This window comes from Pseudonocardia acidicola, from assembly GCF_012911935.1.
GTDB lineage: Bacteria > Actinomycetota > Actinomycetes > Mycobacteriales > Pseudonocardiaceae > Pseudonocardia > Pseudonocardia acidicola.
This window is the reverse complement of the sequence record NZ_JAAXLA010000045.1, coordinates 12,249-34,128: the sequence shown is the minus strand read 5'-3', so window position 1 is coordinate 34,128 and position 21,880 is coordinate 12,249. Positions and strand designations below refer to the sequence as shown.

19 protein-coding genes, 1 pseudogene and 1 riboswitch are annotated in these 21,880 nt (G+C 70.7%); of the genes and pseudogenes, 4 read left to right on the top strand and 16 right to left on the bottom strand.

Annotated features, from left to right (window positions below; translation table 11 throughout):
* Positions 1-95 precede the first annotated feature (95 nt).
* A riboswitch (glycine riboswitch) is annotated at positions 96-200 on the bottom strand.
* 142 nt (positions 201-342) lie between these two features.
* From HF526_RS21955 to HF526_RS21905, 11 genes and pseudogenes are all read right to left on the bottom strand, one after another.
* Positions 343-543, bottom strand: coding sequence for a hypothetical protein (locus HF526_RS21955; RefSeq protein ID WP_169383407.1), 201 nt, complete (start codon positions 541-543; stop codon positions 343-345).
* 89 nt (positions 544-632) lie between these two features.
* A pseudogene (locus HF526_RS21950) lies at positions 633-1,305 on the bottom strand (AAA family ATPase).
* Positions 1,306-1,313: 8 nt separating this feature from the next.
* Complete coding sequence (locus HF526_RS21945) at positions 1,314-1,502, bottom strand: hypothetical protein (protein WP_169383430.1); 189 nt, start codon at positions 1,500-1,502, stop codon at positions 1,314-1,316.
* A 66-nt stretch (positions 1,503-1,568) separates the two neighbouring features.
* Positions 1,569-3,953, bottom strand: a complete 2,385-nt coding sequence (locus HF526_RS21940; RefSeq protein ID WP_169383429.1) for a xanthine dehydrogenase family protein molybdopterin-binding subunit — start codon at positions 3,951-3,953, stop codon at positions 1,569-1,571.
* 44 nt (positions 3,954-3,997) lie between these two features.
* Entirely contained in the window at positions 3,998-4,504 is a 507-nt protein-coding gene (locus HF526_RS21935; protein ID WP_169383428.1) for a (2Fe-2S)-binding protein, read from the bottom strand.
* 29 nt (positions 4,505-4,533) lie between these two features.
* Positions 4,534-5,412, bottom strand: coding sequence for an FAD binding domain-containing protein (locus tag HF526_RS21930; protein ID WP_169383427.1), 879 nt, complete (start codon positions 5,410-5,412; stop codon positions 4,534-4,536).
* Between the two features lie 543 nt (positions 5,413-5,955).
* Positions 5,956-6,438 carry a 2Fe-2S iron-sulfur cluster-binding protein gene (locus HF526_RS21925; RefSeq protein WP_169383426.1) on the bottom strand — a complete coding sequence of 161 codons (483 nt, stop codon included), beginning with the start codon at positions 6,436-6,438 and terminating at the stop codon, positions 5,956-5,958.
* Complete coding sequence (locus HF526_RS21920; protein ID WP_169383425.1) at positions 6,435-7,343, bottom strand: FAD binding domain-containing protein; 909 nt, start codon at positions 7,341-7,343, stop codon at positions 6,435-6,437. Before HF526_RS21920 ends, HF526_RS21925 begins: the two co-directional genes overlap by 4 nt.
* A complete protein-coding gene (locus HF526_RS21915; protein ID WP_169383424.1) occupies positions 7,340-9,643 on the bottom strand; it encodes a xanthine dehydrogenase family protein molybdopterin-binding subunit in 2,304 nt (767 codons plus the stop codon). The genes HF526_RS21920 and HF526_RS21915 overlap by 4 nt, the downstream gene beginning before the upstream one ends.
* Positions 9,640-11,202: a hydantoinase/oxoprolinase N-terminal domain-containing protein gene (locus HF526_RS21910; protein ID WP_169383423.1), complete on the bottom strand. Its 1,563-nt coding sequence runs from the start codon at positions 11,200-11,202 to the stop codon at positions 9,640-9,642. Before HF526_RS21910 ends, HF526_RS21915 begins: the two co-directional genes overlap by 4 nt.
* Complete coding sequence (locus tag HF526_RS21905; protein WP_169383422.1) at positions 11,189-12,262, bottom strand: S-methyl thiohydantoin desulfurase domain-containing protein; 1,074 nt, start codon at positions 12,260-12,262, stop codon at positions 11,189-11,191. Before HF526_RS21905 ends, HF526_RS21910 begins: the two co-directional genes overlap by 14 nt.
* A 93-nt stretch (positions 12,263-12,355) precedes the next feature.
* Here HF526_RS21905 and HF526_RS21900 point away from each other — a divergent pair, with 93 nt between their 5' ends.
* Entirely contained in the window at positions 12,356-13,837 is a 1,482-nt protein-coding gene (locus HF526_RS21900) for a helix-turn-helix domain-containing protein (protein WP_169383421.1), read from the top strand.
* Positions 13,838-13,895: 58 nt separating this feature from the next.
* On the opposite strand, the gene HF526_RS21895 is transcribed toward HF526_RS21900, so the two are convergent.
* Together HF526_RS21895 and HF526_RS21890 are read right to left on the bottom strand one after the other, a co-directional pair.
* On the bottom strand, positions 13,896-14,996 hold the full coding sequence (locus HF526_RS21895; protein WP_169383420.1) for a DUF917 domain-containing protein: 1,101 nt from the start codon (positions 14,994-14,996) through the stop codon (positions 13,896-13,898).
* Between the two features lie 62 nt (positions 14,997-15,058).
* Positions 15,059-16,603, bottom strand: coding sequence for a hydantoinase/oxoprolinase family protein (locus HF526_RS21890; RefSeq protein WP_169383419.1), 1,545 nt, complete (start codon positions 16,601-16,603; stop codon positions 15,059-15,061).
* A gap of 380 nt (positions 16,604-16,983) precedes the next feature.
* On the opposite strand from HF526_RS21890, the gene HF526_RS21885 reads away from it, so the two are divergent.
* Genes HF526_RS21885 through HF526_RS21875 form a run of 3 tightly spaced genes read left to right on the top strand, consistent with a single transcriptional unit; the run spans position 16,984 to position 18,735 of the window.
* Complete coding sequence (locus HF526_RS21885) at positions 16,984-17,985, top strand: LLM class flavin-dependent oxidoreductase (protein ID WP_211177625.1); 1,002 nt, start codon at positions 16,984-16,986, stop codon at positions 17,983-17,985.
* A gap of 52 nt (positions 17,986-18,037) precedes the next feature.
* Positions 18,038-18,352, top strand: a complete 315-nt coding sequence (locus HF526_RS21880; protein ID WP_169383418.1) for a hypothetical protein — start codon at positions 18,038-18,040, stop codon at positions 18,350-18,352.
* The gene (locus HF526_RS21875) at positions 18,349-18,735 is read left to right on the top strand and encodes an NUDIX hydrolase (protein WP_211177624.1); all 387 of its coding nucleotides are present in this window, start codon (positions 18,349-18,351) and stop codon (positions 18,733-18,735) included. The genes HF526_RS21880 and HF526_RS21875 overlap by 4 nt, the downstream gene beginning before the upstream one ends.
* A 39-nt stretch (positions 18,736-18,774) precedes the next feature.
* On the opposite strand, the gene HF526_RS21870 is transcribed toward HF526_RS21875, so the two are convergent.
* From HF526_RS21870 to HF526_RS21860, 3 genes are all read right to left on the bottom strand, one after another.
* Positions 18,775-20,133, bottom strand: a complete 1,359-nt coding sequence (locus HF526_RS21870; RefSeq protein WP_338051653.1) for a dipeptidase — start codon at positions 20,131-20,133, stop codon at positions 18,775-18,777.
* 653 nt (positions 20,134-20,786) lie between these two features.
* Positions 20,787-21,236 carry an RraA family protein gene (locus HF526_RS37505; protein WP_169383416.1) on the bottom strand — a complete coding sequence of 150 codons (450 nt, stop codon included), beginning with the start codon at positions 21,234-21,236 and terminating at the stop codon, positions 20,787-20,789.
* Positions 21,190-21,870 (bottom strand): CoA transferase, encoded by a 681-nt coding sequence (locus HF526_RS21860; protein ID WP_211177623.1) that lies wholly within the window; start codon positions 21,868-21,870, stop codon positions 21,190-21,192. The genes HF526_RS37505 and HF526_RS21860 overlap by 47 nt, the downstream gene beginning before the upstream one ends.
* Positions 21,871-21,880: the final 10 nt, after the last annotated feature.

The window sequence follows — 21,880 nt, the reverse complement described above, 5'->3', positions numbered from 1 at the left end:
CCCCGCTCTGTCATCGGACCTGAGAGATTCGCGGGCCGAGCCCGCTTGCCCCTTCGGTGCGTCCCGCTGGGTGCGGGAGCGCTTTCCAGAGTTGCCTCGTCACAGCGGTGCGGTGGCCTGAGAGATTCCTGGGGAGGAGTTGCTCCTACGGCTCCGGGCTGCCCCTGAGAGGCCGGCGCCGGATCTCCCGCTGTGAGTTGAACGGCGTATGAAATTCGGGTGCCGGTCCGCTTCGTCGGCGGCTCGGTGAGGGTCACCCTAACCGGGGGCGGGCGTGGCGTCACCCCCATGACGATCATTACTGCGGGGCCGGACCAGGGCGGCCCGGACGCCGGCGAGCGCTCAGACACTGGTTGTCACCCCGCCGCTTGCGCGGTTGTGAATCGCCCCGTCCCGCTCGCCGAGCCGACGACCGGTCCCCCCGCAGCGCAGGGCGATCATCTCGGCGGCGATGGAGACCGCGGTCTCCTCCGGGGTGCGGGCGCCGAGGTCGAGGCCGACTGTTCCGCCCTGCACCGTGGCTTCGGCCGGTGGCATCTCCACCGCGGGTCCCCGCCGGGCCTGTTGTGATGAGCCCGGTTGCGGGGGGTGTGTGTAGGTGGGCGTTCCCGACTGCGGCACTGCTGGTGAGGTCATGCCGTGAGGAGGGTGTCGAGCTGGTTGCGCACCCGGTCGGCGTCCTCGCGGTACTTCAGCACCGCGCCGAGGGTGGCCGCTGCGCTGTCCATGTCCAGTTCCCGGGCCCCGATGAGTTGCAGGGCGCGCGCCCAGTCGAGGGACTCGGCGACACCGGGCGGCTTGATCAGGTCGGCCTGGCGCAGCTTGTGTGCGGTCCCGGCGACCTGCGCGGCGAGGCGGTCGGGCAGTCCGGGCAGCCGGCTGTGCAGGATCTCGATCTCGTGCTGCACGTCGGGGTGGTCGAGCCACAGGTACAGACAGCGCCGCTTGAGCGCGTCGTGCACCTCGCGGGTGCGGTTGGAGGTGAGCACGACGATCGGCGGCCTCCAGCGCCCGCAGGTGCAGGAGCTGGCGGGGGAAGTCCCAGTCGTAGAGGGCCTGTGTGGCGTCGATGCCGTCGTGGCACTGCAGCCGGATCCACTCGGCGCCGAGGACCTGCGCCAATGCCTGGGCCAGCGCGGTCTTGCCGGTGCCCGGCTCGCCCTCGCAGAACAGCGGCCGGTTCATCTGCATCGCGAGGAAGACGGCGGTGGCCAGGCCGTCGTCGGCGAGGTAGCCGGTCGAGCGCAGCGCGGCGGCGAGCTCGGCGGGCGACTCCACCGGTGCGGCCTCGGGTTTGCCGATCATCTGAGTGCTCACGACGTTCGTGCCGTCCGCGGGCGCTGGATCGGTGGTGCAACGAGCAGCAGCGCGATTCCTGCTTCCCAGACGACGCCGAGCGGTGGGGGCGGCGTGCCGCTGCCGGACCCGGTGCGCGGATCGTTCCGCGTCGCCCATGCCACGCCCGGGGGCACCGCGATCGTGAATGCGCTCTCCAGCTGCATCGACGGCTCTCCTCAGGGTCGGCTGCGAGCGGCCCCGGCGGGCCGCTCGCAGCCGGGTAGGACGGGTCAGGGCTGGCTGGTGCCGATGGCACCGATGAGGCGCAGCACGTAATCCGGGGCCAGCGGAAGCTGCCGGATCCGGGCTTCGAACGGTGCCAGCGCATCGGCGACGGCGTTGGCGACCGCCGCCGGCGCGGCGATCTGCCCGCCCTCACCCATGCCCTTGATGCCGCCGATGCTGAACGGCGAGGGCGACTCCAGGCTGAGTACCTCGATCGGCGGGACATCGGTGGAGGTCGGGATCAGGTAGTCCATATACGTCGTGGTCAACGGCTGCCCGTCCTCGCCGTAGACGAATTGCTCGTACAACGCGCCCCCGATGCCCTGGGCGATCGCCCCCTGCACCTGGGCTTCGACGATCATCGGGTTGATGACCGTGCCACAGTCCTCCACAGCGACGATGCGGTCGAGCCTGACCGCCCCGGTGTCGGCATCGACCTCCGCGAGTACGACGACACAGCCGTTGGCGTAGGTAGCGGGCGGGTCGTAGAACCGCGTCGAGGTGAGCATCGGCTCGTCGGAGCGGACCTCGGAGTCCCAGTAGGCCGCATAGGCCACCTCGGCGAAGGTCTTCGATGCCGAAGGGCTACCGACGACGGAGATCTTGCCGTCCTCGATGACGAGATCGTCAGGGTTGGCCTCCAGCATGTTGGCGGCGACCTGGAGGATCTGTTCGCGCACGGCCGCGGCCGCTCGGGCCACGGTCGCCCCACCGATCACCGCGCTGCGGCTGGCGTAGGTGCCGAGGCCGTACGGTGCGGTCAGGGTGTCGCCGAAGACCACCTTCACGTCGGCCATGTCGACCCCGAGACCGTCGGCGGCGATCTGGGCGTAGGAGGTCTCGTGGCCCTGACCATGGCAGGAGGTGCTCACCGCGACGGTGACCGTGCCGCTCGGGTCGACGGTGACCGTGGAGTTGTCGTGCGACGGGAGGGGGGTGCCGGCCTGGGCGGAGGAGTCGCTGCCCCAGGCGGTTTGCTCGACGTAGGAACTGATGCCCAGCCCGATGTAGCGGCCCTGCTCGCGCAGCCGCCGCTGCATGGTGCGGAACGCCGAGTAGTCCACGGTCTTCATGGCCAGCTCGAGTGACTCGAGATAGCTCCCGCTGTCGTAGAGCTGGCCGGTGATCGATCGGTAGGGCAGCTCGTCGGAGTGCAGCATGTTGCGCCGCCGGATCTCCACCGGGTCGATACCCAGATCGCGCGCGATCTCGTCGATCATGATCTCGCGCACCGTGTTCGCGGCCGTCCAGCCCACGCCGCGGTATGCCGCGACGGGGCTCTTGTTGGTCAGTGACGCCGCGACGGTCTCGTCGAAGGCCTCGATGCGGTACGGGCCGGGGAACGACTTCGAGGCCAGCGCAGGCTCGATCAGCGCGCTCTCGGTGTTGAAGGAGTAGCCGCCGCCGTCGCCGATGAACTCCCCGCGCACGCCGAGAATCTTGCCCTCGGCGGAGGCAGCGACCTCGAGGTTGATGTACTCCTCCTTGGCCTGCGTGGCGGCCAGGAGATGCTCGTGCCGGTCCTCGATCCACTTCACCGGCCTGCCGAGTTGCAGCGCGATGAAGGGGATCGCGATCTCCTCCGGCGACGTGCACATCTTCTGCCCGAAACCGCCGCCGACCTCGGGGGCGATCACCCGAACCCGGTGTTCGGGCAGGCTCAGCTGGCCGGCGATGACAGACCGTAGGAAATGCGGCATCTGGGTTGATGACCACACGGTCAATTGCTGCTCGGAGCGCTCGTAGTTGGCCAGCACACCCCGGGTCTCCATCGGGGCCGCGCCATAGCGGTTGTGGTGGAACTGGATGGAGAACACCCGGTCGGCAGCGGCGAAGGCGGCGTCGGTGTCGCCGTGCTTCTCGGTCTGCCGGTAGATCTCGTTGGTGCCCAGCTCCTCGTGCAGCACAGCCGCACCGGGCGCGTTCGCGGCGTCGACGCTCGGCACCGGCGCCAGCACCTCGTACTCGACCGCGGCGCCCAGTGCCTCTGCGGCGTCCTCGGCGGCATAGCGGTCGGCTGCCACGACGACGGCGACGGCGTCGCCCACGAAGCGCACCTTGTCGATCGCGATCACGTTCTGCGGCGTGCGCAGCAGGTTGTCGAGCACGACGTGGTCGATCAGCGGCGGCACATCAGCGAGGTCCTGCCCGGTGAACACCCACACAGACTTGCCCAGCCCGGGCAGGACCGAGGTGTCGATCGACACGATGCGGGCGTGCGGGTGCGGCGAGCGGACATAGACGGCGTGCAGCATGCGCGGCAGGACGAGATCGGCTACGTAGCGGGCCGTACCGGTGAGGTAGCGCGGGTCCTCGACCCGCTTGGCGCGCTTACCGATCCATTTGTCCTTGCGGATCGCGAGGTGGCTCTCGGTGATCGTCTCAGACATGGCGGGAACCCTTCACCTGCGAGGGGACGACGACAGGGGACAAGTCAGGAAGCCTGTGCACTCGACCTCGCCGCCTTTCCCGCCGCGGCGGCAGCGGCAGTGGACTTGACGATGTTCTGGTAGCCGGTACACCGGCAGAGGTTGCCGTTGAGTCCGGCCCGGATCTCGTCCTCGGTCGGCTCCGGGTTCTCGGCGAGCATCGCGTGCACCGACATGAGCATCCCGGCGGTGCAGAACCCGCATTGCAGGCCGTGGTTGTCGGTGAAGGCCTGCTGGACGTAGTCGAGCTTGCCGTCCTCGGCGAGGCCCTCGACGGTGGAGATCTCGGCGTCCTGAGCCTGGACTGCGAAGATCAGACACGATCGGACGGCGCTGCCGTCGAGCAGGACGGTGCATGCCCCGCAGACGCCGTGCTCGCAGCCGAGCTTGGTACCCGTCAGCCCGACGTCCTCACGTAGGACGTCCGCGAGCGTGCGCCGCGACTCGATCAGTACCTCGTGTGACTCGCCGTTGACCGTCAGGTTGACCACATGCTTGGGGTTCGTCGTCATCGGAGGCGTCTCCTTCGTGGTGGATGCCGTCAGGCGGGAGTGGTCGCGCGCTCGAGCGAGGTGCGGATGCCCCGGGTGATCAGCACGCCCGCGACATGGCGGCGGTAGTCGGCGCTCGCGTGGATGTCGTCGCTGGGCCGCAGCGCCTCGGACGTCGCGCTCGCGGCCCTGGACAGCAGGTTGTCGTCGACGTCGCCGGCGGCGGTGCCGACCAGCAGCTGCTCGGCGGCGGCGATCCGGATGGCAGTGGCCCCGCCACCGAAGACCGTCAGCCTGGCGTCGGAGATGACGCCGTCTGACAGCGTCACGAGGGCGACGACGCCGATGATCGCGAAGTCGCCATGCCGGCGGGCGACCTCCTCGAAGTACCAGCCAGAGGACCCGTTCGGCGTGTTGAAGGTGACCGACGTGGCGATCTCGTTCGGCTCGAGCGCTGTCGTGAGGTAGGAGTCGAAGAAGTCCTCGGCTGCGATCGTCCGCATCCCGGAGGCGCTCTGCGCGGTGACGTGCCCGCCGAGCGTGGTGAACACGGCGGGCATCTCCGCGGCCGGGTCGGCGTGGCAGATGCTGCCCACCACCGTTCCGCGGTTGCGTATCTGCGGGTGCCCGACGTGCGCGAGAGCGGCTGCGATGAGCGGGGCGGCAGAGGTGACCGCCGCAGACCGCTCGACGTCGTGCTGGCGGGCCGTGGCTCCGATCGTCAGGTTGCCGGCGCCTGCCTCGATCCGGTCAAGGCCAGGGATGGAGTTGAGATCGACCAGATGCGCGGGGTTCGCCAGGCGCAGGTTCATCATCGGTACGAGGCTCTGCCCGCCGGAGATGACCTTGGCTTCCTCGGAAGAGCTGAGGAGGCCGGCTGCTTCTTCCACCGTTCGACAGGCGTGATAGGTGAAGACGGGTGGCTTCATCGGTGTACCCCCTGGGGAGAGCGGCGTCGTGGAGCGGGGCCCGGAGCAGCGAGTGACCGTGCGCGAGGCCCATGCCCGCGGATCCGGTGGGCTGAATCACAGCGAGCGTATGGGTCGGACAGGTGCGCATCTTCGGCACTCCAACCGAATGGCAGGGCCAAGTTGGCGGATTTGCACAAACGGGTTGCACGAACGAGCAGTGATGTCAACGGTGAGTTGCATCGCTGTTTCAGCGACGTCACACGGCACCCTCGACCGCGGCGCGGTCCGAAGCCCAGCCTGACGTGCGGAAGCGCCACCCTTCATGTGCGGTGGCGGGCCATGCCGACACAGCAACCGGGCTGTCTGTGCCCAGGAAGGTGCTCCGACAAGCGGCCGGTTCGTCCAAGAAACCTAGGGTCGCGCTGTTCGCCGAGACGTCGGCGCCCGACCTCCGCGCGGCGCACGCACAGTCCCGCGCGTCACACGGACACCGGCGTGGTGTGGCCGCGTGCCCGGACGGGTCGACTGCCGGCGGCGCAAGTACGTATGCCTGCCCGCTCTCTACGGGGTCGGTTCCTCTGCAACGGAGCCTGCGGCGCGCAGCACCGCTTCGACGATCTTCTGGTAGCCGGTGCAGCGGCACAGGTTGCCGGCGAGGGCCGCGCGGATCTGCTCTTCGTCGGGGGCCGGCGTGCTGTCGAGCAGGGCCTTGGCCGATATCACGATCCCGGGCGTGCAGAATCCGCACTGCACCCCGCCCGCCGCGAGCAGCTCGCGCTGGACCGGGTGCAAGTCTCCGGCGGCGCCGACGCCCTCCACGGTGACGACCTCACGGTCGTCGGCCTGCACCGCGAGGTAGGAACAGGAGTTCACCGGACAGCCGTCGAGAAGCACCATGCAGGCGCCGCACTCGGAATCGTCACACCCCTCCTTGGGACCGGTCAGTCCGATGTCCTCGCGCAGCGCCGACAGCAGCGACCGGTGCGGTGTCACGTGCCGCTCCACCCGCACGCCGTTGACGGTCACCTTCAGCGGATAGCTCACTGATTCCTCCCGGTCTCGGCGAACGCACGGCCGGCGGGGCCGGTGTCGGCGACGGCGCGCTGTGCGGCGCGGGTCAGCGCTCTCACCACGACGACCGAGGTCATCGCCCGCCGGTAGTCCGCGCTGCCGCGCACGTCACTGATCGGTTGCACAACGTCGGCGGCCGCCCCGGCCGCCTCGGCGAACGCGTCCGTGCCCGCAGGGCGGCCGAGCAGCAGGGCCTCGGCCGCCGGGACCCGCAGGCACGTCGGCGCGACGGCGGTGAGCGCGATCCGGGCCGAGCCGATCAGGCCATCGCCCCGCACGGCAAGGGCGGCGGCGGCGCCGACGATCGCGATCTCCATGGCCTGCCGGTGATCCAGCCGGACGTAGGCGCTGCCGGTGCCCGGCGCCGGGTAGGGAACGCGCACGGCCCTGAGCAGCTCGTCCGGTGCGGCGGTGGTTCGGCCCGGACCCGCCAGCAGATCGGCCACGGAGACCGACCGGCTACCGTCGGCACGCTGCAACTCGACGGTGGCGTCGAACACGAGCAGAGGCGAGCCCGTGTCCATGGCGGGGGAGGCGTTCATCAGGTTCCCGCCGAGCGTGCCGGTAGCGCGCGTGGCCGGGGAGCCGATCATCGCCGAGGCGTCGGCGAGTGCTGACCACCGGGAGCGGACGAGCGGCGAGCGTTCGATCCACGCATGGCTGGTCAGCGCGCCCAGCGCGATACCGGCGTCCGCCTCGCGCTGTCGTCCCAGCTCCGTGATCCGGTGCAGAGCGATGAGCGACTCGGGCAACGGGTGCTTCCCGCCGCGTGCCGCGACCACGAGATCGGTCCCGCCCGCGATCATGCGGGATCCCGGCCGTGTGCGAAGCAGGTCGACAGCCTCGGCGGTGGTGCGGGGGGCGGCGTAGCGGATCATGGGCGTCCTTCGGCTGCATCGGGGGTCGCGTCGGATTCGTGCAGCGCCATCCAGACCCGCTCGGCGTTCATGGGCAGCGCCCGGACCCGGCGACCCGTGGCTTCGGCGATGGCGTTGCCGATCGCGGCGGGCGTCCCGACGACCGGGGGCTCGCCGACCGCCTTCGCCCCGTGGGGACCGCCCTGGTCGACCGGGTCGTCGAGGAACTGCACGGTCACCGTGGGCGCGTCCGGTGCCGTGACGAGCTTGTAACCCAACAGGCCCGGGTTGAGCTGGTGGCCGCCGTCGTACTGGCTGCCCTCGAGCAGCGCCATCCCGACGGCCTGGATCACCCCGCCCTCCACCTGGCCCTGGGCGCCGATCGGGTTGAGCACGCGTCCGAACTCGTGCACCGCGACGACGCGGGGAACCGTGACGACGCCGGTCTCGCGATCGACCCGCACCCGAGCGATGTGGCAGAAGAACGAGGGGGCCGCGAACGCGGAGTACCCCAGGCGGCCGCTGCATCCGCTCAGGTTGTGCTCGGGCAGCGGCGGTGGGGTGCCGGACCCGCTGCCGATCAGCTGGGTGCCGGCGGCGAGCTCGGCGAACGACAGCGAGCGCGACGGTGCTCCCTTGACCCGCACCGACCCGTTGACGAGCTCGAGATCGCTTCGGTCGATTTCCAGCCGGTCCGCAGCCACCTCGAGCAGCTTCTCGCGGACCTCGCGGGCCGCCTCCATCACGGCCCGGCCGTTGTTGAACGTCGTCTGGCTACCGGCGCTGCCGATGTCGAACGGGCCGGAGTCGGTGTCCTGGTAGAGCACGGAGAACGACTCCGGCCGCATGCCCAGCTCCTCCGCGGCGAGCAGCGGCAGCCCCATGACCGAGCCGCTGCCGTTCTCCTGGGCGCCGGTGATGATGGTGCCGGTCCCATCCGGGTTGAGCTTGAGGTATGCCCCGGAAGGTACGGAGAGGCTGAACCACCAGCCGACGGCGATCCCGAGTGCCTCGTCGGGGCCCAGATCGGTGCCGGGCCAGCCGGCCAGGTCTGCGGCGCGCTCGAGGCACTCATGAGCGCTCGAGCTGACGAACCGCTGCCCGGTCTGGCCGGTGTCGCCCGCCCGAACAAGGTTTCGTCGTCGGAACTCCAGTGGGTCGAGGCCGACCAGCCGGGCCAGCTCGTCGGTGTGCTGCTCCACGGCCCAGCAGGTCTGGGGGCCCCCGGGGGCCCGGACGCTGCCCGCCGGCGTCCGGTTGGTGTAGAGCGTGTGTACCTCGGCGTGCAGGTTCGGGATGCGGTACGGGCCGGCGATCATCATCAGCCCGATCTCGGTGGCGAACAGCGCGTCGCCGCAGTATGCGCCGGAGTCGAGCAGTAGCCGCGCCTGCCGCGCGGTGATGGTGCCGTCCTGCTTCAGCCCGGTCGTCAGCTCGATCCGGGCGCCGTGGCGGACCTTGTCCGTCGCGACGAACTCCTCGCGGCGGGTGAAGACGAGCCGTACCGGGCGCCGGGTGACCTTGGACAGGAGAGCGACGTGCGCCTCGAAGTGGAAGTCACACTTCCCGCCGAAGCCGCCGCCGAGATGCGGGACGACGATCCGGACGTCGCTCTGCGGGATCTGCAGGGTCTCCGCCACGCCGGCCCTCGCGGGGAAGGGAACTTGGCTGGTGCTCCAGATCGTCACCTTCTCGCCCTGCCACTGGGCGACCACCGCGTGCGGCTCGATGGGGACCGCGTGCACCATGTCGGTGCGGTAGGTCTCGGTGAGCTGTAGCTCGGCCTCGGCGAAGCCGGCGGTGACGTCGCCTTTCACCGACGTCATGTGCCCGCAGTCGTTCGACCCTCGGTCCACCCCGTCCTGGGTCTGGTAGCCCTCCCACTGCGGGTGCAGCAGCGGGGCGGCCGGATCGAGCGCGGCCTCGACGTCGAGCACGGAAGCCAGGTCCTCGTACTCCACCCGTACTGCGGCGGCGGCCGCCGCGGCGTGTTCGGCGGTGTCGGCGGCGATGGCCGCAACGATCTCGGCCTCGAACCGGACGACGTCGTGGGCGAACAGGGTGCGGTCTTTGACGAACATGCCGTAGCGCACCATCGGGGCGTCGGCCTGGGTGAGTACGGCGTGGACGCCGGGCATCCGGGCGGCCTCGGAGGTGTCGATCGAGAGGATGCGGGCGTGGGGCCGCCCGGCGTAGACGAACTTGGCGTGCAGCAGCCCGGTGAAGGCGAGGTCGGCGGTGTAGCGCGCCTCGCCGGTCACCTTCGCCAGGCCGTCGCCACGGACGAACCGCTGGCCAAGTACCGAGGTCGTGCCGGTCATCCCGGGTGCCTCCGTTCGGGTTGGGGGGAGTTCGGGGACGTGGGGGTGTCGGCCGCGGGCATGGTCATCGGGGGCCCGGTGGCGCGGACCCTGATCCGCACGGCCGGGTCTCGCAGGTAGGCCAGCGGGACCTCCTCGATCCCGGTGACCTGCAGCCGGTCAGGATCGGCGCCGGCCTGGATCGCGCGACTGAAGGCCTCGGTGGTGAGCTCGTCGACGGCCGCGCGGAGCAGGTCGGGGCGGCCTGCGCAGATCCGCTCGGCGGAGCCGCCGACCGGTGCGATGGCGGCGCCGAGCGCGTTGGCCACCTCGAAGTGCGGCGGCCGGATGACCTCGGCGATTCCCGGCATCCGGTCGGGGGCGATCCCGCCCGCACCGCCCACGACGACCAGGGGCAGGTCGTGGGCGCCGAGCGCGACACGATCGACGGCCTCGGCGATCATCCGGTCGGCCTCGGCCAGGCGGTCGGCAAGTGAGGCGTGCCACTGCTGGGGTACCGCCCGGGTGCCGAATGTCGTGCGCCCGGCCGCCACGGCTGCGTCGGTGAGGGTGGGTTCGGACCCGCCGCAGCAGAGGGCCTGCCGAACCGGCCCGCCCCCGACCGGGACTCCGATCACGTCCGGCAGCCGAAAGTTCGTGACCACCCCGCTGACCGTGTACGGGGTGAGCGACTCCCACGGGAAGCCGTTGACGAGCCGGCTGACCGTGGTCCGGGAGCCGCCGATGTCGGCGACGACCGCGTCGGTGACCCCGCTGCTGTGCGCGCCCCCGCGCATGCTGGTGGCGGGGCCGCTGCCGATCAGCAGCACCGGGAATTGCGTGGAGTAGGCCAGGGCCATCTGGGTGCCGTCGTTCTGCGCGAGGTAGCACTCGGCGTCCATGCCGTGGCGGTGCACGGCGGCCTGCAGCGCTGCCGCGCCGGCCGCGACGCTCCCGGAGAGCGCCGCATTGAGGACCGTGGCGTTCTCCCGCTCGAGCAGCCCCATCGAGCCGATCTCGTGGCTGGTCGAGATCGGGATCTCGCCCAGCTCGGCCCGCACGATGGCCGCAGCCCGTAGCTCGTCGGTGGGGTCGACAGGGGAGAAGACGGCGGTGATCGCGACTGCCTGCGCGTGCGAGGCGATCTCACGGGCGAACGCGGCGACGGCGCTCTCGTCGAGCGGCGCGATCCGGATCCCGTCGAACTCGCACCCGCCTGCGACGATCGCGGTGTCCACCCCCACCGCTTCCCTCAGCTCCCGAGGCCAGGTGACCAGCGGCGGTAAGGCAGAGGTCAGCGGGGCCCCGATGCGCAGCACGGCGACCCGGCGCAGGCCGGCTCGGGTGCGGATCGCGTCGGTGGTACGCGCTGCCCCCAGGGTGACCGCGCCGACCCGCGCGGGATCCACGGCGGGCGACGCCAGGAGTGCGGCGACCGCGGTCTCGATGCACTCGCTGAGGTCGGCCGAACCGGGCACCTTGATCTGGGCCACCACCATGCCGCTGCTGTCGATCACCACGGCATCGGTGTTGGTGCTGCCCACATCGATGCCCATGCGCAGGCTTTCATGGGCCGGCATGGGCACTCCCCGGTCCGCCGTAGTCCAGGTCGTAGCCGAACGAGCGAGGGCCGACCACGGCCAGTCCCTCCGCCGAGCGCCACACCTCGGGTGCGGGCAGGGTCACGACGCCCACCCGCTGGCCGTACTGCAGTCGTTCGGTGCCGATGGGAGAGCCGTTGACCAGCCCGAGGACGGCGATGATGTCGGGGACGGTGGCGATGACCTCCCCGTCTTCGAGCGCGATGAGCACCTCGTTCTGCAGCTCCAGCCGGAGCCGTCTGAGCTCGCGCCCGAGCGTTCCGTCTACCACTGCGTGCCCGCGGGCGAACCCCGCCCCGCCGGTCCACTCGAGCTCGACGATCCGGCCCTCGATGAGCACCCGCCCGCCCGCCTCCTCGGCCAGCGCGGCGGGCCATCCGCTCCGACGGGCGCGCATCGCCCGGCCCATCGCGACGGCCCTGGACACCGAGCCGGTGATGGCTGCGGCCTGGGCCACCCGGCCGGGCATGACGTAGAGGGCGCCGGCGCAGGTGCCGCCCAGTGCGGCGGTGCAGCTGCGGGCCAACCGCTCGGCGGCCGGGTTGTCTGCGGCGTGCAGGACGATGTCGTTGTCGCGACCGTCGGTGAGCACCACCGGGCTCGCCGCGACGCCTGCCACGTGCATTGTCTGCTGCTGCATCTCCGGAAACGCTCGGCCCATCCCATCCGCGTCGAGCAGCGGGGTGCCCAGGCGGGCCGCCCAGAGGACCGGCAGAAGCCCGTTCGCCCCCGCGATCTCGTAGCACATCAGGACGTCGACAGGGGCGCCGTGCAGTCGGGCCACTGCGCTCGCGAGCCGGCCGCCTTCCACGCCGCTCCAGATCCGCTCCTGAGCCACCGTCGGTGAGCCGATGAGCCCGCAAGGCATCACGAGCGCGTCCGGGCCGAGGTCCGCCACGGCAACGACGTCGACAGGGCCGTGGGACTCGATCGCGTGGCGGGCCATCGCCAGCCCGATCGCGGTGTCGCCGCCCCCGCCGGCGCTGAGGATCGCGCAGCCGAGTGCGAAGTCCTCGATGTTGTCTGCGTCCAGGCGCACCGGCGGAACGTAACACCTTGTTTTCCCGCGAGCCTGTACTTCCTGCACGAAAATCGCCAGTCTATTGGCATTCTTGCCGAAAGGATGATGAGCGTGCCACAGCTCGACGAGGTGCTGCGGACCCCCGGGTTGCGCCTGGAGTGTCTCGGCGGCAAGCCAGGAGCCACGGCTGTGGAGCGGGTCTTCGTCGCGGAGAACCTGCTCGATCTGCAGGCCTGCCCGGCGGCTGCGATCGCGGTACTGAGTACCCACGTCAACGAGGCGGTCGACTCCTACCGGTTCGACGTCGCGCTGCGGCTGGCGGCCACCCGAGGGGTGGCCGCGTTGGTGCTGGCCGACCCCACGGCCCCGCGCCCGACCTCCACGTCTGCGGCGACGGCCGAGCGATTCGGAATAGCGATCTTGCGCAACGTCGATCCGATCAACATCGCCGATCTGGTGTGCGGGCTTGACATGGCGTTGCGCGGCTCGGCCGAGCTGGCCCTGCGGCGCACCGTCGTCGCGGTCCAGCGACTGACGACCGATCGTGATTCCGAGCCGGAGACATTGGTTTCCGAGATCGCCGAAATTGCCGATGCGGAGATTGTCCTTTCCGACCGACCCGAGGGGGAGCTCGCATTCCCGGTCGGCTTGAGCAACGACACCCAGCGGTGGGTCCTGATCCGCAACGGGGCGGCGCACGCCCGGCCCGAGCTGGCGCTGATCGGCAGGCTGCTGGCCAACTCCCTCGGGCTGGCGGCCCTGGCCGAGCGCCGTGCTCAGGAACTGCCGGTGCGTTCGCGCGCCGAGCTGCTCGCCGAGCTGCTGGACAGCTCCGCGCGCGGGCGTTCGGAGCTGCTGCGGCGGGCGCGCTCGCTGGGGTTGCCCATCGACGGTTGGCACCTCGTAACGCGCATCGAATTGAACGATGAGAAGCTGCCGGACAGCGACGAGGTAGCGGCGTACGCCAGGCGCGAGGAACTCGGCCGGGTGACGCTGGGCGTGGTCCGCAGCAGCGGCACCTGGCACCTCGCCCGCGCCGAGCGAGGGCTGCTGCTGATCCAGATGTCGCGCAGCGATCCCGGGTCGGCCGCGGCGGCCGACGCAACCCGGGTTGTGCAGCGGGCGCTCGACGCGGCCATCGCCGCGTTTCCCGATGTGGAGCTGTACTGCGGTGTGGGGTCGGCCCACGGCGGCCCGACCGGCCTGATCAGCTCGGCGGCCGAGGCCAGGGCGGCGGCCGGCGCGGTGCGGGCGCGGGGACGGGCCAACACCGCGACGGCCTTCGACGGCCTGGGTCTGCGCCGGACCCTCGTCGAGTGGTATGCCTCGCAGACCGCGCGCACCGCCGTCGACACGGTGCTCGCGCCGTTGGACAAGATGGGCCGTAGCAAGGCCGCGGCGGCGATCCGGACGTTGCAGGCCTACCTCGACAACCACGGTTCCCTCTCCCGTGCCGCCATTGAGCTGCACCTACACCGCAACTCTGTGGCCTACCGGGTCGAGCGGATCTTCGCCGAGCTGGACGTGGACCCGGACAACCCGGACGACTGGCTCTTGCTCCAGCTGGCCTGCCGGGCCCGGGCCCTCATCTGAGGCGTGCGCGCAGGGATCGCCGCGGGGCGAGCGGCCGCGCTCGGCGAGCATCGCCGGGTCATCCGGCGGCCAGTTCCTCGACGGGGATCCAGTCTTCGTCGATTCCGAAGGCGCTCGGCCCGAAGATCTCCAGCGCCTCGGGGGTGCGCATGATCGGCGGCGTGGAGATGGCGAAGAGCCGCACGCGCTGGCCGTACCGCAGCGCCTCGGTGGTGATCGGCGCGGCGGACTCGGCGTCCAGTACCGAGATCAGGTCGGGCACGAGGGCCAGGAGCCGGTCCCCGTCGCGGGCCATCAGGTGCTCGTTCTGGAACGTCAACTCGACGGTCCGGGAACCGTCGAAGGTGGAGATGCGCGCGGTACCCCGGACGAAGCCGTCCGCGCTGCGCCGTTCGACATCCACGACCTTGCCCTCCAGCAGGATGCGCCCGTGCTGGTAGATGGTGTCGGACAAGCACTCGATCAACGCCTGAAAGGGATCGCGGTGCTGCTCCCGGGCTTCGCGGATCACGCGGCCCAATCGCAGCGCCAGAGTCATGGTGCGGGGGATCGCAGTGGCCTTGACCTGGGTACCGGTCATCGGGTACTCGGCGATGTAGGACACCCCTCCCATGCGGATGGTGACTCCGCGGGCGTACCACTCCATGCTGTGGTTGTCCGGGCCGGTGTCGATCACGGTGACGTGCTTGCGCTCGTTGCAGATCGCGATGGGCGAGCCCGAGACCCCGTAGACGCCGAACGTCTCCATCTGCAGCTCGGGGAACGCGCGGCCCATGCCATCACCGTCGACGATGGGCAGCCCGGTGCGAGCGGCCACGAGCAGCGGCACCATCGAATTCAGGCCGCCGCACTCCATCGGGATGATGGCGTCGGCGGAGCGACCGAGGTGCTGTTCGAGGCGGCGCAGCGCCACCACCGGCTCGTCGCCGCTGGGGATCTTCTCGATCACGACTGTGGGGGCGCCCATGAAGGCGCTGGCCACCACCAGTGCGTCGTCGTCGACCTCCGCCGGGTCGATCAGCGTGATGGTGCGGCCGCGCTCGAGCTCGGCGGAGACGAGCAGGAGCCCGATGTAGGGATCGCCACCGCCTCCCGTGCCGAGCAGCGCGGCGCCGCGCGCGAGGTCGGGGAGGTCGTCGAGCTGCAGGGTCTGGGCCATCGGTGTCTCCGTGTCGGGGCAGAGGGGATGCGGCGTCGGCGGCGGATCAGCGCCGCCAGGGATCAGCCGGACAACACCAGGTCACCGACCGCTTTGACGCGGATCCGGGTCGCATTGCCGGGCAGGTACGCCAACGGGATCTCATCGACGTCGACGATCTGCACCGAGTCGGGCTTGGCACCGGCTGCGACGGCCTTGTCCACGGCCTCCTGCTTGGCCTCGTCGAGCAGTCGGTCTCGCTCTCCGGGCGCCACCGAGTACATCTTGTCCACCTCGCCCCCGACCTGGGCGATGGCCGCGCCGATGGCATTCGCGGTCGCGTGGTGGGCCGGCCGGTGGACGAGGCCGACGCCGGGGAGCTCGTCCGGCACGAGGATGCTGCCGCCGCCCACCGCGACGATGGGGAGGTGCTCCGCGCTCGGACGCACCCGGTCGACGGCCGCGCCGATCTCCTCGGCGATCCGTGCGCGCACCGCATCGACGAACGAGCGCTCGAGGTGGCGCACGAGGCCGCGGTCGCCGATGTCCGCGATGCCGGCGGCGGCGGCGATATCGGTGCAGGTCAGCGTGCGGCCTCCGAACACGAGGGCCTCCTGGGTGAGGCGGTAGCCGACACTGTCGGGCCCGATGGAGAGCGGATCCTCGCGCACCCGGCTGCCGCCGCCGAGGCCCACGGACAGCACGTCGGGCATCCGGAAGTTCGTGCGGATTCCGCCGACGCTGATCTCGGTGCTGGCCTCGTGGGGAAACCCGTGGCGCAACATCCCCACGTCGGACGTGGTCCCGCCGACGTCGACGACGGCGCAGTCGCGCAGTCCGGAGAGGAAGGCCGCGCCGCGCATCGAGTTGGTCGGGCCGGAGGCAAAGGTGGCCACGGGGTAATGGCGCGCGTGGTCGACGTCCATCAGGGTGCCGTCGTTCTGGCTGAGGAACAGCGGCGCGTCGATGCCGGCGGCGCTCACGGCTTGGCCGAGGCCGTGGCAGATGTGTGAGGCGAGTTCGCTGAGGCAGGCGTTGATGATCGTCGCGTTCTCGCGCTCCAGCAGGCCCATCCGACCGATCTGGTGCGAGAGGCTGATCGAGGTGTCCGGCAGCAGTTCGCGCAGGATCTCGGCCGCCTCGAGTTCGCAGTCTGCGTTGATCGGGGAGTAGACTGACGAGATCGCGACGCAGTGCACGCCGTGGGCGTGGATGTCCTCGGCGGCCCGTTCCAGCTCGTCGCGTCGCACCGGCGCGATCGACCGGCCGTCGATCTCGTGCCCGCCATGACAGAGGTAGCTGCGGCCGTTGATCGCGGTCACCAGCCGGGCGGGCCAGCCCGACATCGGCGGGAGGGCCTCCGTCGCGGGCAGGCCCAGCCTGATCGCTGCCGTGGGTGCGAGGTCGCGCCCCTGGACGATCGCGTTGATGAAGTGCGTCGTGCCGATCATGACCCCCTGCACCGCGCCGGGGTCGTGGGCCGTGGCGGCATGCAGCGCGGCGAGGGCGGCCGCGATGCCTGAGGTGACATCCTCGGTCGTGGCCACCTTGGTCTCGGCCAGCACGGTAGAACCATCGAGCAGTACGGCGTCGGTGTTCGTCCCGCCCACGTCAATTCCGATGCGCATGGCCTCTCCGTTGCCGATCCTCAAGGTCAGGTGCGGCGCCCGGACCGGGCGACTCGACTGTGAGACTAAGGGCGAGACAACGGGCGAGGCCTGTGCTCATCGCCCGAAGAAGCGGGAAGAACTGTGCAGACTTTCCAGTAGCTGGCGCTGCGCCGGCCCGAAGAGGCAGAGGTCTGTACCTGCGGAACGCTCGCCGATCGCGTGTTCGGCGCTTCGCACAACATGGCCGCGGATCTCGGCGATTCCGCCAGAGACTTCGCGGTGGCGTCTCCCTAGGTTCAGCCCCACAGCGGAGCCGGTTCGCACCCGCGGCGGCGCTGCCTCGAAGGAGGATCCATGTGCGCATCCTGTAGGAGCCGACGAGCCGCGGTGGTGTCCTCGTGACGCCGCCCGTGACCTCGTCGGTCTCACCGGTCGGGCTGGTCCTGGGCAGTCACATGCCGCCCAGGGACATCGTGCCTATGGCCCGGTTGGCCGAGGAGCTGGGTTTCGGCGAGCTCTGGTTCTCCGAGGACTGCTTCTTCTCCGGAGGCATCGCCGGATCTGCGGCGGCCCTCGCCGCGACTGACCGACTTCCCCTCGGGCTGGGCATCGTCTCCGCCGCGACCCGGCACCCGGCGGTGCTGGCGATGGAGCTCGCAACGCTCGACGTGCAGTTCCCGGGGCGGATCTACGGCGGGATCGGGCACGGCGTCCCTGCCTGGCTGGACCAGATGGGGCTGATGCCCCCGAAGCCGCTCTCAGCGCTGCGCCAATGCGTGACCGCGGTGCGCCGGCTGCTCGACGGTGAGGAGCTCACCGAGTCCGAGCACTTCCACTTCGACAAGATCGTGCTCACCCACGCGCCCGCGACCCGGGTGCCGCTCTACACCGGTGTGGTCAACGAGCGGGGGCTGCGCCTGTCGGGGGAGATCGCGGACGGCACCGTGCTCTCCACGCTCTCCAGCCCCGCCTACGTGCGGTGGGCTCGCGAGCAGGTCGACGCCGGGGCCCGCGTCGGAGGGCGGACGCGTCCACACCGCCTGGTGACTTACGCGCTGTTCTCCGTCGACGCCAACCCTGCCGTGGCCAAGGACGCCGTCCGTGAGTCCATCGCGTTCTATCTGGCTGCGATGCCGGACAACGCGCTGTCGCAGGTCTACGGCATCCGCGACGAGCTGGCTGACTTGCTCGCGGAGGGCGGCGTCGAGCACGTCGCGAAGAACATGCCCGACTCGTGGGTCGAGGATCTCGCCGTCGCCGGTGCGCCGGACGAGTGCGCGGAGAAGCTGCGCAGGCTCCTCGACGCCGGCTCCGACTCGATCGGGCTGTGGCTCTTCCCTGCCGCCGACGCCCACCGCATCGCCACCCTGACCGCGCGCGAGGTGCTCACCCGGCTCTGACCGCACCCCACCCCCACCGCACCTCAGCACGACCGAGGAATCGAGGAACACCGTGACCTACCGCGTCTTCTTCCTGAACAAGCTGCGCCCCGGCGTGGATCCGGCCGACTACGAGGCGTGGATCCGCCGGACCGACTACCCGGTGGCGCGCAATAGCCCGGCCATCCTCAGCTATGACGTGACGCGGATCGAGGGCGCCCTCGACGAGCAGGGCGCGCCCTCGGTCAGCTATCTGGAAGTGATCGAGGTGACCGATATCGAGCAATACCGGGCGGAGGGAAAGACCCCCGAGTTTGTGAGGCTGCTCGAGGAATGGGCGACCTACGTGGAGCTCGACGAGGCGCTGCACGGGACCGTCATCGAGTGAGCGTGGCCCGCATCGTCTCGGTCGGCTGGCTGTGTATCCGGGATGGTCGGTTGCTCGTCGTCCGCACCCGGGGACGGGCCGCCTTCTACCTTCCCGGCGGCAAGCCCGAGCCCGGTGAGACCCTCTCCCAGACCCTGCGGCGCGAGGTTGCCGAGGAGCTCGGAATGGTCGTTGACGCGGCGAGCATCGCTGAGGCGTTCGTCGTGCACGCCCGGGCCCACGGCGTCCCGCGTGCCGCGCTGCGGATGCACTGCTTCCGGGCCGATGCCTCGGGGGTGCCGCGACCGGCACGGGAGATCGCAGAACTGACGTGGGTCGGGCCGGACGACAGGGTCCGGTGCGCACCGGCCGTGCGGCAAGTCCTCGACCGACTTCTCGGCTGAAGACCGCCGCACGAGCGGTGACGGGCCGACGCCCACGCGTCAGCCCCTCGCCAGCTCGGCCAGCAGCAGCGCTTCCGCGAGCACGCCACGGGCGAACATGCCCAGATGCAGGCTCTCGTCGATGCCGTGCCAGTGACTCGCAGGATCGCCGACCCCGGTGACGAGTACGGCGGCGCCCGGGAACGTGCGGGCGAACTCGGCGACGAACGGGATGGACCCGCCCATCCCGATTTCGCGGACGTCGTTGCCATAGGCCTCGGCGAACGCGCGGCGGGCGGCGTCGTAGGGGTCACCGATGGCCTCGAGGCTGAACGGGCCGCCGCCCGTTCGCGGAACGACGGTCAGCTGGGCGCCCCAGGGGACGTGCGCCTGGAGATGCTCGGTGAGGGCGTGCTGAGCCGCCGCTGGATCGTCACCGGGGGCGATCCGTAAGCTGACCAGAGCGCGGGCACGGGGCACCAACACGTTGGGCGCATCGGCTACGCGCGGCGCGTCGATGCCGAGGATCGCCGCCGCGGGGTGGCACCAGATGCGTTCCGGGATCGAGCCGCACCCGATCAGCTCGACACCATCGAGTAGGCCGTTGTTCGCCCTGAACTCGGCCTCGGCCCCGTCGTCCCCGACGCCCGCCGCTGTCCGCTCCCCGCGAACCAGGCCGGGCACAGCGACGTCCCCGTGCTCGTCGTGCAGGCTCGCCAACAGCCTGCACAGCGCCGTGAGGGCATCGCCCGCCGCCCCGCCCGCCATCCCGGAGTGGACCGGGTGCTCGAGCATCGCAACCTCGACGACGCAGTCGACGAGTCCACGAAGGCTCGTCGTCAGCGCCGGCACGTCCACCGCGGGGTTGGCGGCATCGGCGATGACGACCACGTCTGCGGCGAGCAGGTCGTGGTGGGCGCGCAGCAGCGCGGGGAGCGTGGGCGAGCCGGACTCCTCCTCGCCCTCGATGAACAGCGTGACGCCGATCGGTGGTCTGCCGGCGTAGGCGCGCAGGGCGGCGATGTGCGTCAATACGCCGGCCTTGTCGTCGGCGGCGCCGCGGCCATAGAGCCGACCGTCACGCTCGGTGGGCTCGAAGGGCGGAGTGGTCCAGTGCTCGTCACCACCGGTGGGCTGCACGTCGTGGTGGGCGTAGAGCAGGATCGTGGGCTGGCCTTCGGGCGCTGGCCACTGCGCGACCACGGCAGGCGCGCCGCCGGCGACCTCCACGATCCGGACGGTGGCTGCACCGGCGCCACGAGCCAGCTCGGCCACGGTTCGGGCGCTCGCGTGGGTGTCCTCGGAATGGGCGGGGTCGGCCCAGATACTCGGGATGCGCACGAGCCGTTCCAGGTCAGCCCGGGCCCCCGCGAGCACACCGTCGACCGCGGTCTTCACGCTCAGTCTCTGATCAGGCACGTGTGCGTATGCTACGTGCGAGGACCCCGGCGCCGTGCGATTCCGCCTTGGGCGGTCACGGCCTGCTCGGTCTACAGGCCGGCAGGTGCCCGAGAAGGTGACTGCGCCGCCGACGGGGTTACCTCAGTGGCCGTGGTGACGGCCTTATCTGCGGGGGACGCGGCAGGGCCCATCCTCGTACACTCCCGCCGGGTCGGCCGGATCAGCACAATAATTGATTGCAGCAGCATAAAAATATGTATCCGGAACCCGCGTATCTTGACCGCTACCGGCTCGTTACAGGAGTGGGCCCGTCCTCATCGATCGAGCAACCGGGGGAAGTATCGATGAGGACGGGATCCGCACATGACGACAATCGATCAGGCGCTCGTGAGACCTTGCGTACGGCGCCGCCCGGTACGGCCGAGTTACCGATTTGCCACCGACGGAATGCGCCGCGCGGTGTCGCCGGTGTCGGTACGTACTCATGGCCACCGGGGGCGAACGTGACCGCTGGGCTGCGCATGATTGCCGCCCAGCGGGTCGCGGCGGTCGTCGAGGCGTCGAGAGGGTCGAGACCCCGACTCAGGATCGCCGGCGGAACAACAGATCCGCCCGTGACCTCCGTGAGGCCCCGTACTCAGCACCCTGCACCCTCATCTGCTGGTGGCATCTCAACAGCCTCTCGTTACGTGAGGAACTGTTTGGTGGGGCGATGGCCCGTCGTATCCTGGGCGGGTTACCACGATGCCGTCATCGTCGCTCCCGTGCGCGGTTCCCCTCCGCGGGTTCGATCCCAGGGCCTTGATCCCCAGATCGGTATCGGCGAGCGCACGGGAGTCGCGCACCGCGCCCGCGATGATCACCCCGGCCCATCCGTTCCGCGCTCCGCGTTCGGCGTCGCCGAGAAGGGCGCAGCGCAACGACGCTCGGCCGTCGACGACGAGCACCGCCCCGCCCGGCTCAGCCAGGAGTTGCCGAAGCAGCGCCTCCCGTCGGAGAACGATCCGTCCCGGCCTGGACGGGCGGTCCGCCTCGCAGACCGTGTTCCCCCTGTCCGCACGCGCCCCTGAGCCACTAGACGATTGCGTCGTTGCGCAGTCGTTCGATGGCAGCGGCGGCATACCCCAGACCGGCGAGCACATCATCGGTGTGCTCGCCGAGTTCGGGGCCGCTCCACCGGACGCCACCCGGGGTGTCCGACAGGCGCGGGGCGACGTTCTGCATGGCGAACTCGTGGCCACGGCTGTTGCGGACCCGCACGATCGCGTTGCGGGCGGTGAAGTGCTCGTCGGCGAACATGTCCTCGGCGCGATAGACGCGGCCGGCCGGTACGCCGCCCTCGTGCAGCAGTTCGAGAAGCTCGGTGGCGTCGTACGTGGCCGACCAGCGGGCGATGAGGCCGTCGAGTTCCTGCTGGCGCTCACCGCGCGCGTGGTGGGTGGCGTAGCGATCGTCGGCCGCGAGTTCGGGCCGACCCATGACCTCGGCGAGCCGGCGGAAGGCCGTGTCCTGGTTGGCGCCGATGAGGATGCTGCTGGCGTCGGCAGTGGGGTAGACGTTGCTGGCCGCCTGGCCCGAGGCAGCGTCTGGCCCGGCGCTTCGGCGGGCGAGCAGGGCCTGCCAGAACCCGAACGTGGCGATGTCGGCGCGGGCGTGCTGGTTGAGTTCGCCGGCCGGGTCGTCGTACCACTGCCCAGGACGGTCGAGCCGGTGATGGCGGGCGGTGAGGGCGTCGTGCACGGCGTTGCGCAACACCACCTCGGTG

What these genes read in the sequence shown, in the direction of transcription:
- HF526_RS21945 (WP_169383430.1), bottom strand. Translation starts at nt 1,502, where the DNA reads ATGCAGCTGGAGAGCGCATTCACGATCGCGGTGCCCCCGGGCGTGGCA.
- HF526_RS21940 (WP_169383429.1), bottom strand. Translation starts at nt 3,953, where the DNA reads ATGTCTGAGACGATCACCGAGAGCCACCTCGCGATCCGCAAGGACAAA.
- HF526_RS21935 (WP_169383428.1), bottom strand. Translation starts at nt 4,504, where the DNA reads ATGACGACGAACCCCAAGCATGTGGTCAACCTGACGGTCAACGGCGAG.
- HF526_RS21930 (WP_169383427.1), bottom strand. Translation starts at nt 5,412, where the DNA reads ATGAAGCCACCCGTCTTCACCTATCACGCCTGTCGAACGGTGGAAGAA.
- HF526_RS21920 (WP_169383425.1), bottom strand. Translation starts at nt 7,343, where the DNA reads ATGATCCGCTACGCCGCCCCCCGCACCACCGCCGAGGCTGTCGACCTG.
- HF526_RS21915 (WP_169383424.1), bottom strand. Translation starts at nt 9,643, where the DNA reads ATGACCGGCACGACCTCGGTACTTGGCCAGCGGTTCGTCCGTGGCGAC.
- HF526_RS21910 (WP_169383423.1), bottom strand. Translation starts at nt 11,202, where the DNA reads ATGCCGGCCCATGAAAGCCTGCGCATGGGCATCGATGTGGGCAGCACC.
- HF526_RS21895 (WP_169383420.1), bottom strand. Translation starts at nt 14,996, where the DNA reads ATGGCCCAGACCCTGCAGCTCGACGACCTCCCCGACCTCGCGCGCGGC.
- HF526_RS21890 (WP_169383419.1), bottom strand. Translation starts at nt 16,603, where the DNA reads ATGCGCATCGGAATTGACGTGGGCGGGACGAACACCGACGCCGTACTG.
- HF526_RS37505 (WP_169383416.1), bottom strand. Translation starts at nt 21,236, where the DNA reads ATGCCGCCGCTGCCATCGAACGACTGCGCAACGACGCAATCGTCTAGT.